This window comes from Actinosynnema sp. NPDC002837 (assembly GCF_040295345.1).
Classification (GTDB): Bacteria; Actinomycetota; Actinomycetes; order Mycobacteriales; family Pseudonocardiaceae; genus Actinosynnema.
Genome location: NZ_JBEOVG010000146.1, coordinates 1 through 14,671, shown reverse-complemented (window position 1 = coordinate 14,671; position 14,671 = coordinate 1). Strand labels below are relative to the sequence as shown.

Sequence of the window (14,671 nt, the reverse complement as noted above, 5' to 3'; positions counted from 1 at the left end):
CACAAAACAATATAAACCCTCACACCTTATTTTATTTTGTTGTTTTGGTTTTTTGTGTTGTGGCGTGTCGTCTTCCGCTGGGGGGGGGGGGTGTGGGGGGGGGTGCCCCACCACCCCCCGCCTGCGCTCGGACCGCCGGTCAGCCGACCCGGTACGCGCGGATCACGGTCTGCTCCACGGCGTTGCCGTCCGCGTCCGAGGCCTTGGCGCGCAAGGACGCGAACGCGCCGGCCGGGTTGGTGACGGTCGCCGTCCACCGCGCGCCGTCACGGCTGAGCGGAACGGTCGCCCAACTGGCGCCGTCGTCGAATGAGACCTCCAGCTCCAACGACTTCGTGTCGGGCGCCTTGTCCTGCCTGGTCACCGTGACCGGGAAGGAGAACTGCCCACCCGGCGCGACGTTGTGCAGGTCGACGGCGGGCGCGAAGCCCACCGAGAGCAGCGGGAGCGCCCCGCCCGGTCCCTGCCGGAACCCGGAGCGGAACGTCCAGCTGCCGCTGACCTTCGTGGACAGCGGCCACCACGGCTGGTTCTCGCGGCTGACGTCGGCGGTCAACCGGTACGAGCTCTCGTCACGGGGCGCGACGAACACCCCGCGTCCCGGCTGGTCCTGCGTGCCGACGAGCACGCCGTCGCGGTACAGCGCGGTCGAGCCCTTGTCGTAGCCGAAGAACGGCTCGGCCGCCCTCGCGTGCCCGGCGGCGTCGGTGAAGAACGGCACCGTGACGTCCAGCAGGTCGCCGGTGCGCCAGGCCCACGGGTGGTTCTCACCCAGCTCGTTGGTGGTCGTGCCGGTGAACCCGGGCGCGGCCACCGCCGCGTTCCACTGCATCCGGTAGGTCTTGCCGCGCTCCAGGGTGGCCCGTTCGTAGCCGGTGCCCGCCGCGGCCCACCAGCCTCCCACCCCGATGCGCCACTTGCCCGGCGTGAAGTGCTCGACGCGTTCGGCGTTCGGGACCCCGGCCAGACTCCACTGCGTGCTGATCTCGCCGTCGAGCCCTTCCACCGAGGCCGAGGTGATCGGCGGTTCCTCCTCGGTGCCGCCGTGGTAGAGCATGTGCACCGCGGCGAGGTCGGCGGTCTTGGCCACCGTGGTCAGCTGCCGCGGCAGCTGACCCGGTGACGGGTAGGCCAGTTCGTAGCGGTAGGCGCTGCTGGACCGGGCGGTGACGGCCGTCATCACCCCGCCCGCCTTGACCAGGTCGGCGTACCGCCTGCCCGGCTCGTCGTACAGCCGCAACGTCGGCAGCACGGCCGGGAAGTCCTCGGCCGACCGGTTCGCCGTCGCCGCCTCCTCCAGCACGCCGACCGCCACCGCCTTGCCGCCCACGTCCTTGACGGCCCGGATGCGCGCGTAGACCTCGTCGTAGGTCATCTCACCGGGCAGCTCCAGCACCACGAGCTTGTCCTTGGCGTCGACGCCGGCCAGGTCCTCGGGCGTGCCCTGTCCACCGTGGACGGTCGCCAGCCGTTGGCTGCCACTGGGCTCCGGCGACCCGCGGAGCCAGCCGGCGGGCAGTTCGAAGCGCTGCGGTCCCTCGGCGTACACCTCCAGGTCGGGTTCCTCCAGCCGGAGGTTGTCCGCGTAGCCGAACCAGGGCACGGGCCACCGCTCCTCCGACTGCGCGTACAGCTCGGTGAACCGGGGGTCGGCCAGGTAGGAGAAGCCCGTCGGGTACTCGGGGCGGTCGGTGATCGAGAAGCGGAACTGCGAGTTCCACACGCCGCCGCGCGCCGCGGGCTGGTCGGTGGTGTGCGAGACCCGCCGGCCCTTGCGCAGGTCGAAGTTCACGGTCGTGGTGCGCGAGACCCGCACGTCGGGGTCGACGAAGGTGCTCTCCAGGGGCAGCGCGCCCGGCCTGGGCGTGCTCGCGGCGCCGACGACCGAGTACCTGCCCGCAGGGACCCGCAGCGTCTCCCCGAGAGGGCCGAACCACACGTCGCCGCTGTCGAGGTCGACCACCAGCGCGACGGAGTTGTCCTGAGGTCCGGGCGCGGCGCCGTCGCGGTTCTTCACCGCCACGGTCAGGTCGTGCATCTCCGGCTCGTCGTGGACGCCGACCGGCGTGCGCAGCCGGATCGCGCCGTCCGCCGAGGTCGCGGTGAGCAGGCCGCCGTACACGCCGGGCCTGCCCGACCGCGGCGTCAACGTCAGCGTGACGTCCGCCTTGCCCCCGGCCGGGATCGTCACCGAGGGCGCGGGCAGCACGGCCAGCCCGGCCGGGGGAGCCTGCCCCTGCGCGTCGGCCAGCTTGACGTCCAGGCCCAGGGTGATCGGCGCGTCGGTGGGGTTGGTGTAGGTCACCGCACGTGCGTCCGGTCGGGTGGTGGGCCACTTCAAGTAGGAGTTGACCGTGGCCGGCGCGACCTGGACGTCCTGCGCGGTCGCCCTGGCCACGTCGACCAGACCGCCGCCGACCGCGTACACGCCCGCGTCCGCCACCGGCGCCGCCGTGCCGACCAGCGCCGCCTTGATCCGGTCACCGGTCCAATCGGGGTGCTGCTGGGCCAGGATCGCCGCCGCGCCGGCGGTGTGCGGCGTGGCCATCGACGTGCCGGACAGCTTGGTGTAGTGCTCGTCCACCGGTTCGCCGATGCGTGCGTCCGCGGCCTTCGCCGCGACGATGTCCGAGCCGGGAGCGGCGATCTCCGGCTTGACCGCGGCGTCGGTCAGCCGCGGACCGCGGCTGGAGAAGTCCGACAGCGCCCCGGACTTGGTGACGCTGCCGACCGCGAGCGCCGCGTCGGCCGCCGCCGGGCTGCCGACCGCCTCGTCCCTGCCCCAGTTCCCGGCCGCCACCACGAACAGCGTGCCGTACTGGGCGCTCAGGGCGTTGATCGCCTGCGACGCCGGGTCGGTGCCGTCGGTGGGGCCCGAGCCCAAGCTCAGGTTCACCACCTCGGCCTTGGCTTCGGCCGCCGCCCACCTCATGCCGGCGATGACGTCGTCGGTCTGGCCCGACCCGTTGTCGTCGAGCACCTTGCCGATGGCCAGCTTGGCGCCCGGCGCGACGCCCTTGTACTTGCCGCCCGACGCCGCGCCGGAGCCCGCGATGGTGGAGGCGACGTGCGTGCCGTGCCCGTTGCCGTCCCGTGCGCTGCCCGTGCCGCTGAAGTCCTGGCTGACGGTGACCTTGTCCGCCAGGTCGGGGTGCGTGCTGTCGTAGCCGGTGTCCAGCACGGCCACCGTGACGTCCTGGCCGGTGAGGCCGTTGTCCCACGCGGCGGGTGCGCCGACCTGGGGGACGCTGACGTCCAGCGCCGCTTGGACGCGCGCGTTGAGCCAGATGCGGCGGGGGCCACCCGCCAGTCGCGCCGCGCCCGGTTGGCCGCCGGTGACGGCCGACCAGAACCGGCGCGCGTCGGCCTTGCGCTCCGCGACCGCCGCCAGGCGCAGGTCGGGTAACTCCCGTTCGACCTGGGCGCCCTCGGGCGCGGTGGCCGCGGTCATGTCCGAGTACTCGACCAGGAGCGGCACCGTCTCGCTGTGCGCGTCGTCGTAGCGCTGCCGGACCAGTCCGGAGACGTTGAACAGCTCCTCGTCCAGCGTCCCGGACCGCACCAGCGCCGCCGCCACCTGCGGCACCACGTACAGGTCGGTCTCGCCGCCGCGGCGCTTGGCGTACTGGATGAACGCGGCGGGCCTGCCGCTCGCCTCGGGCTCGGTGAGCACCGACCACCGGCCCTGCGCGGTGCGCGAGACGAACACGCGGTGCCCGCTGACCAAGGTGACCCACTGCCCGCCGGACGCCGTCGCCGCTCCCTGCCCCGCGCCCGGCGATAACGGCACCGCCGCCGCGCTGCCCGCTCCCAGCGGCGCCGTCGCCGTCGCCGCGGCCAGCGCCGCGACGCCCGCGAGCAGCCGCACTCGTCGTTTCATGCGCACTCCCCATCAGTAGAAAGCTTGTGCCCCAATGACTCATGACGCCCGGGAGCGACTTGGCGTTGCCTGGGTCACGCGGGGAGCGGTTCGGCCTGGGTTCGGATTGCCGACCACCGTGAAGTTGTCGGGACTGCGAACCGAATGTGAGAGGTGCGGCGACCGGCGTGACCCGGCCGGTCGCCGCACCGCGGATCAGCTGCCGGCGATGGTGAGCCGGCTCGTCGTCAGGTTCGGCGATCCGGTCGCTGACGCGATGTCGTGGAAGGTGGTCCAGGCGCCGGTCGAGCGCTGCACCGCGTGGTACAGGCCGCCGTCGCCCCCGGTCACCACGGCGTGCAGTTCGGTGCCCACCTGTGCGATGACCACGGTGACGGCCCTCGTGCCGGTCGGCGGGGTGAACGGCACGTCCGGGGTCTGCTCCCACCTGCCGTCGGCGTGCCGGACGACGTACCGCAACGAGGTCTTGGTTCCACGCACGCCCCGTGCGCGCGTGTCATCGCATGAACTCGCGGTGAGAGCGGTGCGGCGACCGGCCCGACTCGACCGGCCGCCGCGGGCCGGATCGGCGCTGTCAGCTGCCGGCGATCGTGATCGAGAGCGGCCGAGGTGGTGATGAGCTGTTCGCGGCCAGCACGTCGCCGAAGGGCAGCCAGCGGCCGTCGCCGGAGCGGATCGTGTGCAGCAGTCGGTCGCCGTCGGTGGCGACCGCGACGTGCAGGACGCCCCGCGACGCGGTGATCGAGGCGCTGTTGACGGCGCTGCCGGGCGCGCCCGTCTGCGACGCGACGTTGGTGAACGTGGTCCACTCGCCGGTCGGGCGCTGAAGGGCGTGGTAGACCTCGCCGTCGCTGCCGATCACCAGGGCGTGCAGGTCGGAGCCGACCTGGGCGAGCTCCACGTCGGTGGCCGTGACCTCGGCCGGCGCCGGGGTGAAGGGCACGTCGGCGGTCTGGGCCCACGTGCCGTCGGCGTACCGGACGTAGGACGGCAGGATCCGCCCGCCGGCGGTGTCGTCGACCACCAGGCGCAGGGTGTCGCCGACGCCCGCGATCGCGGCGTTCATGGTCGCCGTGGTCGCGGCCGGGACGACGACCTCGCTCGCCCAGGTACCGTCGGCGCGCCGCACCGCGTGCTTCATGAGCTGGTCGTCGCTGCCGCGCCGCACCCGGTGCAACTCGCCGTTGACGGCGGCCACGGCCAGGTCGTTGGTCGACCCGGTCGTGCCGACCGGTCCGGGGGTCACCTCCGACCACGAGCCGTCGGCGTGGCGGATCCGGTGGTGCAGCGACGGCCGGTAGGGCAGGCCCGAGTAGTCCTCGTAGATCAGGTGCTCTTCGCCGTCGACGATGGCCGACACGAGTTGGCGCTGGGAGTGGTTCGTGCCGATGTAGCCGAATCCGGTCCAGCTGCCGTCGCCCCGGCGGACCGTGTGGGCCACGCCGGTGCTGCCCGGGATGCCGAACGTGGCCAGGTGGACGTCCCCCGGAACGTGCGCGGTGGTCGGCTCGGCCGGCGCGGTGGCGGTCAGCGAAGCCATGGTCACCGCCACCATCACCGGCAACCCGAGCAAGGTTCTTCTTCTGGACATCACAGCTCCCCCTGTTGACGCCCGCCCGTATGGCGGGCATCACATGCCTACCACCGGACGGGAGAAGTGATGGGGCGATTGGGGGAATCTCAGGTGGTCTCCAGGCAGCCCCGTTCGAACAGCCACCGCGCGGTCGCCTCGGCTTGGCGGGCGGGCAGGTGGGTCGACCAGGCGCGGAGCAGGTCGGACAGGGACGCGGTGCGGTCGAGGTAGTCGAGCAGCGGGGCGAGTTCGGTGTCGGCGACGTGCGCGACCGGGGTGGGCAGGGCCGGGTGGGTGAGGGCGCGGCGGGTGGTGACGAGGTCCCCGACCGGGCACGGGGTCGGCACGACGGCGGCGTCGGGGGACAGCCGGACCGGTCGGTGGAGGTGGTCGGGGGTCAACGGGGCCGGTGAGGTCGGTCGGTGGTCGGGGGGTGGCGCGGCTCGGCGTCGCCAGAACGGTTGGTCGCGGTGGGGTTGGTGGCGGTCGTAGTGGGCGGCGGTCCAGCCGGCGTGACGGGCCGAGGTCCGGTCCCGGCTGTCGCGGTAGAAGGCGAGGGCGGCGGCCCGGTCGCCGTCGGAGAGGACGGTGTGGACGGTGACGGCGGCGGCCATGGCGCTGTGCAGCGCGCTGTCCACCCCGGACGACGTCAGCGGGTCGAGGGTGAAGGCCGCTTCGCCGACCTTGACGCTGTCCTCGGTCACGGGGGTGTCGTCGCGGTAGGCGGTGGCGTCGCAGACGGCGACGTCGAGTGATCCCGGGCGGTCCGCGAACAGGCCGGTGCTGTCGAGGAGGTGGTGGTAGAGGCGCTCCGGGCGGTGGGCGCGGAGCAGGTCGGCGTCGATGAACGCCATGGCGCGGAACAGGCCGCGGGGCAGGGGCGCGCCCCAGCACCAGGTCCGCGGTCCCGTGCCGATGCGGGTCGGGCCGCCGCCTCGCCAGACGGCGTGCAGGGCGAGGGTCCTGGGCCCGGTGGCGGTGGTCGTGCCGCCCGAGACGCGGTGCCGCCCGCTCGCGTCCACCAGGAACCGGGCCCGGAGCGTTCCGCCGGGCAGGGGGACGTCCCAGCCCGCCCGGGTGCGTCGGGGGCGTCCGGCGCGGGCGGGGTGCCGGACCTCGACGCCGGCGGCCCGTGCGGCGGTGAGCAGGACGTGGTCGAACCGTCCCCGGTCGACGGTGACCGCCCGTGGATCGGGGGCGACCAGGTGGGTCGTGGTGTCCTCCCAGCGCACCAGGGTGCCACGCGACGGCACGGCGTCGTCGAGGGCGTGCCCGAGGTCCAGGAGGTCGAGCAGCGGCCCGACTCCGGGTGACAGCGCCTCGCCCACGTGCGGGCGGGGGAACGGGCGGCGTTCCAGCAGCACGACGCGGTGGCCGAGGCGGGCCAGCCGCAGCGCGCACACCGCGCCCGCCGGCCCACCGCCGACCACGCAGACGTCCGTCATCCGGTGAAGTAGTCGGGCCGGGCGGCGAGCAGGCGGCTGTAGACGGAGAGGCAGTGGTGCAGCCAGCCCCGGATGTAGTCGCACGCCGGCCGGCCGCGGCGGATCACCTCGTGGTGGCAGCCGCCGCCGCACAGGTACCGGGCCCAGCAGCCGTTGCACGGCTCCTGCCGGTGCACGTGGCGGTCGGTCAGCCACCGGGCGCGCTTGGCGTCGTCCACGCCGGTGGTCAGGTCGCCCATCGCGCCGTCGGAGTCGCCGACGAACCGGTGGCACGCCGCCAGGTCGCCGTCCGCGGACACGCCCAGGTAGCCCGCGCCCGCGCCGCACGGGTAGGGCCGGTGCGTGCCCCGGTGGATCTCGCGCAACGCGGTGACCAGGTTGGTGAACGGGTAGCGCTGCCCGGCGAGCACCCGGCGGACGAACTCCTCGCCGCACGCGGTCATCTGCTCCAGCATGACCTCCAGGTCCCGCGACGCCATCTCGCCGTGCCCGTTGGGCGAGCTGAGCATGGGTGAGAAGCCGACGCCGTGGAACCCGGCGGCGGTGAACTCCTCCAGCGTGCGCGGCAGGTCGAGGTTGAGCGGCGTGACCGTGACGCGGGCCGAGACCTGCATCCGGCGTTGCGCCGCCAACAGTGGCGCGACCCGGTCCATGACGCGCCGGTAGCTGCCGCGGCCGTCGCGGTGCGGTCGCAGCAGGTCGTGCCGAGCGCCGACGCCGTCGAGGCTGACCGTGACCGCGAACCCGTGCGCCTCGAAGAACTCGCCGTCCTCGGGCGTGAGCAGCGTGCCGTTGGTGGTGATGGAGAACGTGACCGGCGTCCCCGTCCGCCGCGACACCGCGACGGCGTACTCGGTCGCGGAGCGCACGACCGGCCGGTTGATCATCGGCTCGCCGCCGAGGAACGCGAGGTTGACGCGTTCGCCGGGGCCGGCGTCGCGGAACAGGGTGTCCACGGCGGCGAACGCGGTCGCCTCCGGCATGTTCTTGGCCGGACCGCCGAAGTCGCCCTGCTGCGCGTAGCAGTAGGTGCAGCCGAGGTTGCACTTCTGGGCGACGGCCAGCGACAGCGCCCGCACCGGCGGCGGGTCGGGCGCGAGGTCGTCGACCTGGCGCGGCGCGTCGAGGCCGAGGTCGGCCAGCAGCGAGTCCACCAGTCGTGGATCGGGGTCGCGGCGGGCGGCGTCGATCCGGTCGTAGAGGGCCTGGCCGACGCCGAACAGGCGGCTGCCGTCGGCGATGAGCACGCGTGGCCCCGCGTCGGTGCGGAGCAGGTGGACGTCGGGGTGGACGGGAACGGACTCCGCGAACAGCCGGGCGGCGGTCATCGGCCGTCACCGTCCGGCTCGGTCTCGCGGTACTCGGGCGCGTCCTTGCCGTCCACGATGAACCGCAGCTCGCCCTGCCAGTCCCGGAACAGGTCGTCGTAGCTGACCAGGCGGGAGTCGAAGCGGTTGTCCAGCACGTACTCGCGCGGCTCGCGGTCCTTGGCGAACCAGTGGTTGCCGGTGGTGGTGCCCGCGGCGGTGTCCTCGACGTTGACGTAGTCCGGTCGGCTGGCGGCCCAGTAGTAGCAGGCGCACTCGCGGTAGTCGTTCTGCCAGGGCGAGCACAGGCCGCGGGTCAGGTCGCCGGGTCCGGCCATCTCCTCGGCGATCACGGCGAGGTCGCCGCCGGTCGTCCCGCTCTTCGCGAACAGGGCCCGGACCTCCAGCTGCACCACCTCGAAGCGCGGGTCGGGCAGGGACGACGGCTTGCCGACCGGCTTCGACGCGGGGCCGCTGGTGAACAGGCACGGCACGGTCTGCCCGACGTGGTCGGCCAGCACGTCCGCCAGGGAGTTGGACCACTCCAGCATCGTCACGCCGTCGGGGTTGTCCGCCGAGGTCAGCCGGGACGACCCGCTGCCGGGGCGGGTCGGCCCGACCAGGGCGCCCACGACGTCGTGGTCGCCGACGGACAGCAGGCGGCGGCCGACCAGCCGTTCGTGCTCCGGGTCGGCGCCCACGACGTAGTTGTCCGACTCGTGCAGCTCGATGCCGACCAGGAGCCGGCGCCAGATGTTGCGGATGTCGAACTCCAGGCCGGGGAACGCGTTGGAGATCGCCGAGTCGGGCAACGTGCTCGGCGGGTTGCCCGCGGCGCTGTAGTGCAGCTGGGCGGTGAGGTTCATCGGGTCGATCCGGTCGTCGCTCATCGCGGTCCTCCGGGTTCGTCGGTGGCCTGCCGGAAGATCGCCTGCCGGGCGGCCAGGCGGACGAGGTTCACCTGGCGGCGGGTGAGGGCCAGCGACCGGCCGTCCGCGCCGCGCATCAGCGCCGGCATCTTGCGCCTGCCCTTGGCGGTGAGGTCGCCGACCTCGTCGTGGTCGCGCAGCACGTCGGCGAACCACGGCGCGGTGCCGCTGCGCAGGGCGGCGAGCACGTTCCGGTGCAGGGCGAGCACCGCGGCGGCGTCCACCAGGGACGGCGCCATGATCGGCTCGAACAGCCGGCCGGTGTCGGCGGTGTCCTGCCGCACCATCGTGCTCGCGGCGTCGACCCGACCGTCCACGGTGTTGCCGTTCATCACCTCGGTGTTCATCAGCCGCACCGTCTCCGTGGCGCGGCGGAGCACTTCCTCGGCCACGGCGCGCGCCTGCTCCAAGGTGTCCTGCCCGGTCGCGGCCGGTCCGTGCAACGCCTGGTCGAGCTCGTCGGCGACGGTGCGGATCGGGATGACGTCCGGCGCGTAGGCGGGCGGGCCCGCGCCGATGCGGCCGAACGCGGTCAGTTCCCGGCCGGAGACGTCGAGCGCGACGTGGACCAGGCCGTCGCACTCGTCGTCGAGGTAGCCCCGGCTGACCCAGGAGCCGTCCGGGCCGTCGTCGCCCGCGTAGATCTGCGCCGGGATCGTCAGCCGCGGATCGCCCGGCTGGTCGGCGTGGCCGCGCCACTTGCCCCTGGTGGCGTCGTAGAGGAAGTCGACGACGTTCGGGTCCGGGTCGGTGGGGCGGTCGGTGTAGGCGGAGCCGTAGACGTGGCCGGCGGCGGGCGTGAAGCGCAACCGGATGCCGGGGAACTCCGGCGTCGGCTTGAGGTAGCGGGCGTGGCCCAGCGGCAGGAACTTGTCTTCGAGGAAGTTCGCGCACACGCCCATCAGCTCGTGCGACACGTGGTCGCTGAACCACTCGGTGTCGGCGTCGATCCGGTCGTTGTCGTCGTAGGTGCGGCGCTGGATCTTGTGGTTGCCGACCCGGACGCGCCACCGCACGTCCTCGGGCGTGAGGCCGTTGTCCCGCAACAGGTCGACGGTCAGGGGCCGGAGCACGTCGTCGTCGGTGAGCGCCCAGACCTCGAGGAACGGCGCGACGGGCCGGACCTTGCCGTGCCCGTCGGTGAACCGGAGCGTCGCGGGGGTGTCGGCGCCGGTGATCGCGCCGGAGCCGGGGTCGACGTGGAACGTCGGCGCGGGGCGCAGCCGTCGTGGCCCCAGCGGCTCGGTCGGGTCGGTCTCGGCGGTGTAGTTGTCCATCGGCTCGGCGGCGCCGCCGAGCCGTGCGACGGCCAGCGGCGGCAGGACGCGCAGTTCCCGGATCGTCGTCATCGCGTGCACCCCTTGCGGCTGAGGACGTGCTCGATCTGCTCCAGCGCCCGCCGGTCGGACTCGCGCAGCGCCACCAGGTAGGGGTCGTCCGCGCCGGCCGGGTCGGTGCTGAGCAGTTGGTCGGTGAGCAGCTGGGACGCCTGCACGAGGTCGCGCTGCAGCAGCCAGCGGTCGTGGTCGTGGTGGGGCAGTTCGAGGCTGTACGGCATCTCGAACGGCGGCCCGGCCAGCAGACCGCCCGGCACGTCCTCCTCCAGGGGCCGCTCCACCAGGCGTCCGGCGACGGCGCGCAGGTTGTACATCTCGGCGAACGCCCGGTGCACCAGCGCGCCGCGCCCGGTGAGCACGCCGCCGTTGTCCACCGGGCCCGACAGCAGGAACGCGTGGGAGATGTCGGTGAGCAGCATCCGGTAGCGGAGGTTGAACAGGTGGCCCCACAGCGCGGTGACCGGGTCCGTGATCGGGTTGGTCGTCACCTCGGCGGCGGCGTACCCGACCGGCTGCGACTCGTTGAGCCGGTGCGCGGTCACCGGGTTCTGCGCGACCGGGCGCGACACCAGCGCCTGCTGGTCCTCGGGCAGCCGCGTCAACGCCCGGTAGATGCCGAGGAACCGGTTGAAGTGGGACGTCTCGTCCTGCTCGTCGGCGTCCGGCGCCTCGCCCTGCTCGCCGATCTCGTGCAGCGCCTTGCGCGCCGAGTCCCGCGAGAACACGCCGAAGACCAGCAGCTCGGGCGACTTGACGTCCGGCACGTTCCCGGAGTCCTGCCCGCGTTCACCGCGGGTGTACCCGCGGCCCCACTCGTCCCAGGACGCCTGGTACGGCAGCGTGTCCGCGTGGAACAGTTCGTCCGGGAGGAAGTCCTTGTTCTTCAGGATCGCGTCGACCCGGCCGTAGAGCGCGCCGACCCGGTTGACGTAGTCGCCCGACGCCTTGGCGGCCCTCTCCTTGATCGCCGTGGCCTCGGGACCGGACCAGGTGCTGGGGCTCTCCGCGACCACGTACTTGGCGAGCGAGTCGGCGCTCAACGGCTGGAGGTTGAACGCGAACGGGTAGAAGTCCGAGCCCCACGGGTAGTCCTCGCGGTCGAGGTTGATCGGGCCGCCCAGCACCGTCAGCAGGTTCTGCACGGTGAGGAGGTGGCCCATCTCCTCCTTCGCGATGCCGAGGATGACCTCCTGCCAGCCGCGCACGTCGTCGCGCAGCCCTTCGGGCACCTGCGGCCCGCCCATCGAGTAGGCGGCGAACAGGTACTGCACCATCAGCGAGTGCTCGATCTCGGCCGCGACGTGCAGCAGCATCACGGTGTAGTCGCGCCAGTTGAACTCCGGCGGCAGGACCGGGCGCTCCTCCTCCGCGTCGAGGGGCCCGGCCACCGACAGGACCGCCATGGCGGGCGCCCGGTCCTCGAAGAGCTCCGGCACCACCGAAGCGAGATGCCTGTGCACCCTCGACCGCATGTCCTACCCCCGTTTCCCGCGCGACTGTGTGGCGCACGGGCGAGCGTGCCGGCGTGCGGGCACCCGACGCCCCGGTCGCGGCCAACGCCAGCCGGGCCGGTGAAACCCGTCATCCGGCCGGGTCGCCCGTGCTGACGGACCGTCGCCGGTGACGTCGGCCGCCGCCACGGTCGGGCGACGTCCGTGACCGGTCGGTGGTGGTCAGCCGGGGCGGCGGCGCTGGGCCGGCGACATGGCCACGCCGGAGTCCCGCGCGTCCGGGAGCTTCTCCTCGTCCTCGGCCAGGCGGAGCCTGCGCCCGTCGAGGAACCAGTCGACGGTGAACTTCTTCGACACCGCGACCAGGGTGAACAGCACCAGCAGATAGGTGGCGAACCCGGCGAGCAGGCCGATGCCGTACGCGCCGAACAGGCGGCTGCCGGCGGGGAACAGCGCGAGCACCGCGCCGCCGCCGATGACCGCGACCAGCGCGCCGAGGTCGGCCAGCCGCACCCGGTCGGTCCGGTAGCGGTTGACGAAGTACAGGTTCCAGCCGAGCACGGCGCCGAACGCCGCCGCGCCCCACAGCTCCAAGGTCATGGTCGTCCCCTCACGCGTGCCCGGGTCGGCACCAGGTTCAGGTCGGCGGGCGCCAACGCGGTGTAGGCCAGGCCCAACGCGCTGCCGTCACGCAGCACCGCGCGCCGCGCCGCCGTCATCGCCTGCCCGACGGTGTGGCCGTCGCCGAGCAGCGCGGGCAGCAGGGTGTCGGCGAACCGGCAGGCCAGGCCCTCCCGGACGTCGACCTCCGTGCCGACGACGCCCGCCGCGCCTGCCCACAGCAGTCGCGGCGTGAGCGGGAACGCGTGGTCGGCGCCGGGCGCGACGGTGCTGCACCCGTTGAGCAGGACCAGCGGCATCGACTCCCACCGCCCGCCGAAGTCGTCGTCGAACTCGGCCGCCGTGAGCCACTCGCCGTCGCCGATCTCGACGTAGCCGAGGCCGCGGTCGTTCACGCCGCCGTGGCAGTACAGGTAGATGACGCTCGGCGCGACGCTGCGCAGGTGCTGGAGGAACGCCGCGCGGCGGTTGCTCTCGATCACCTGGACGTGCGGCAGGGCGTGCCGCAGCCCTTGCAGGTGGGTGCGTTGGGCGACGAACCCCGGGTCGTCCGCCCGGCCGAGCACCACGACCGGCGGGTCGACCGGCGCCGCCGGGTGGTCGGGCACCGGTACGCGGGGGTCGAAGGTCATCGGGTTGCCGATCGCGAACCGGAAGCCCCAGAACCCGGCCGGGCAGACGACGTCGGGCGATCCGGTCGCGCACCCTCCTCGTGCGCACCGGGGCGGGTCCGTGCCGTCGAGGTCGGCGAAGTACGCCTCGCACAAGTGGTACTCGTGGGGCTCCAAGCGGGCCAGCGGGAAGTCGTAGATCATCGCGGCGGGCAGCCACTCGGCGCTGCCGTCCGGGTGCACGACCTGGAGGTGCGACGACGCGGCGCGCAACTCGCGCCACGGCGCCCTGGGCTGCCTGGTGCGGGCCAGGGCGAGGTCCACGTCGGTCTGGAAGCGCACGAACACGTCACGTCCGTGCACGGCGGCCTCGCCGAGCAGCGCCGACAGCCGCTGCCGGTCCCAGCCGGCGTCGTTCATCGACCGGTAGATCGCGCGGGCGCCCTCCTGGAAGCGGGCCACGGTGTGCTCGGCGATCCGGGTCGCGACGGACGCGCCGGTGTCGCCGAAGTGCACGTAGAGCCCGTGCTGGTCCGGGCTGTCGTGGTTGACCATGATGCTCAGCGCGTGCGGGCGCCCGGTGGCCACGACCTCCGGGTCGAGGCTGAAGCTGCGCACGTAGTCCCGCACCGCCGACCAGCCACGTCCGTCTGCCACCACCAGGAACGACTGGAGCAGCGCGCCCCGGTGGTAGAGGTTGCAGCGCAGCCGCAGCGCGCCGGTGTCGGGCGCGGTGAAGCGGAAGGCCTGCGGCGGCACGGGCTGCCGGTCGACGGGCAGGTCGCGCGTCGGCCGGTCGCGCAGCGCGCCGGACTGGTCGAACACGGCCGCCCGCACGGTGGTCCGGCCTCCTCCCGAGGTGTGCAGCGCGCCGATGTCCAGCCAGAGGACGTACGCGTGGCCCGGTCGCAACGGCTGGTCCGTCGGCCACGCGCGCGCCCCCGGCGCGTCGGGTGCCAGCCACACGAGCACCGGTCGTGCCCAGGGCGGGCGGCTGGACGGCGGGCCGCGGACCAGCAGCAGGGCGAGCATGAGCACGCCGATGAGCGTGACCAGCAGTGCGGGCAGCAGCCATTCGCCACCGGAGAACGCCGTGCCCATGGCCGGCGGCACCCCGACCGCGGGTGGTGGGGCGGGGTCGGTGGTGAAGGGTTCCTGGCTGTCGTCCGGGATCGTGGCCACCTCGTACCGGGACGGCGTGATCGATGACTCAGAGACCGGCACGGACGACACCGGCCCGGACGACGAAGGCGGCGGCTGCCGTTGCCGCGACGAGGACGGTGCCGGGTCCGACGACGACGGCGACGATGACGACAGCGACGGTGATGACGACGGTGGCGCGGTCGACGACGTGACCGGCTCGACCACGACGACCGTCGCCAGCCGCGACCCGGTGGACGGCTGCCGGAACGCCGACGGCGGCCGGCGCCGTCGGGCACGACCCACGTCACGCCGCCGGACGGGATCACGTCCGCTCCGCTCAGGTCGCCGATCTTGGCGTAGGAGTTGTTGAGCAC

The 14,671-nt window shown here is 73.4% G+C and carries 10 protein-coding genes; all 10 read right to left on the bottom strand.

Annotation, left to right across the window (positions count from 1 at the left end; genetic code table 11):
• Positions 1 to 139 precede the first annotated feature (139 nt).
• On the bottom strand, positions 140 to 3,880 hold the full coding sequence (locus tag ABTZ99_RS43125) for a S8 family serine peptidase (protein WP_499618900.1): 3,741 nt from the start codon (positions 3,878 to 3,880) through the stop codon (positions 140 to 142).
• Between the two features lie 195 nt (positions 3,881 to 4,075).
• Positions 4,076 to 4,360 carry a hypothetical protein gene (locus ABTZ99_RS43120; RefSeq protein ID WP_498786687.1) on the bottom strand — a complete coding sequence of 95 codons (285 nt, stop codon included), beginning with the start codon at positions 4,358 to 4,360 and terminating at the stop codon, positions 4,076 to 4,078.
• A gap of 94 nt (positions 4,361 to 4,454) precedes the next feature.
• Complete coding sequence (locus tag ABTZ99_RS43115; protein WP_499618898.1) at positions 4,455 to 5,471, bottom strand: hypothetical protein; 1,017 nt, start codon at positions 5,469 to 5,471, stop codon at positions 4,455 to 4,457.
• Between the two features lie 89 nt (positions 5,472 to 5,560).
• A complete protein-coding gene (gene qhpG, locus ABTZ99_RS43110; protein WP_499618896.1) occupies positions 5,561 to 6,898 on the bottom strand; it encodes a flavin-dependent monooxygenase QhpG in 1,338 nt (445 codons plus the stop codon).
• Positions 6,895 to 8,226: a radical SAM protein gene (locus ABTZ99_RS43105; protein WP_498786684.1), complete on the bottom strand. Its 1,332-nt coding sequence runs from the start codon at positions 8,224 to 8,226 to the stop codon at positions 6,895 to 6,897. The genes qhpG and ABTZ99_RS43105 overlap by 4 nt, the downstream gene beginning before the upstream one ends.
• Positions 8,223 to 9,095, bottom strand: a complete 873-nt coding sequence (locus ABTZ99_RS43100) for a hypothetical protein (RefSeq protein ID WP_499618894.1) — start codon at positions 9,093 to 9,095, stop codon at positions 8,223 to 8,225. The genes ABTZ99_RS43105 and ABTZ99_RS43100 overlap by 4 nt, the downstream gene beginning before the upstream one ends.
• Positions 9,092 to 10,483 (bottom strand): hypothetical protein, encoded by a 1,392-nt coding sequence (locus ABTZ99_RS43095; protein ID WP_499618892.1) that lies wholly within the window; start codon positions 10,481 to 10,483, stop codon positions 9,092 to 9,094. The genes ABTZ99_RS43100 and ABTZ99_RS43095 overlap by 4 nt, the downstream gene beginning before the upstream one ends.
• Positions 10,480 to 11,907 (bottom strand): ferritin-like domain-containing protein, encoded by a 1,428-nt coding sequence (locus ABTZ99_RS43090; RefSeq protein WP_499618890.1) that lies wholly within the window; start codon positions 11,905 to 11,907, stop codon positions 10,480 to 10,482. Before ABTZ99_RS43090 ends, ABTZ99_RS43095 begins: the two co-directional genes overlap by 4 nt.
• Positions 11,908 to 12,144: 237 nt before the next feature.
• Entirely contained in the window at positions 12,145 to 12,522 is a 378-nt protein-coding gene (locus ABTZ99_RS43085) for a hypothetical protein (protein ID WP_498786680.1), read from the bottom strand.
• Complete coding sequence (locus tag ABTZ99_RS43080) at positions 12,519 to 14,378, bottom strand: CHAT domain-containing protein (RefSeq protein WP_499618888.1); 1,860 nt, start codon at positions 14,376 to 14,378, stop codon at positions 12,519 to 12,521. Before ABTZ99_RS43080 ends, ABTZ99_RS43085 begins: the two co-directional genes overlap by 4 nt.
• Positions 14,379 to 14,671 lie beyond the last annotated feature (293 nt).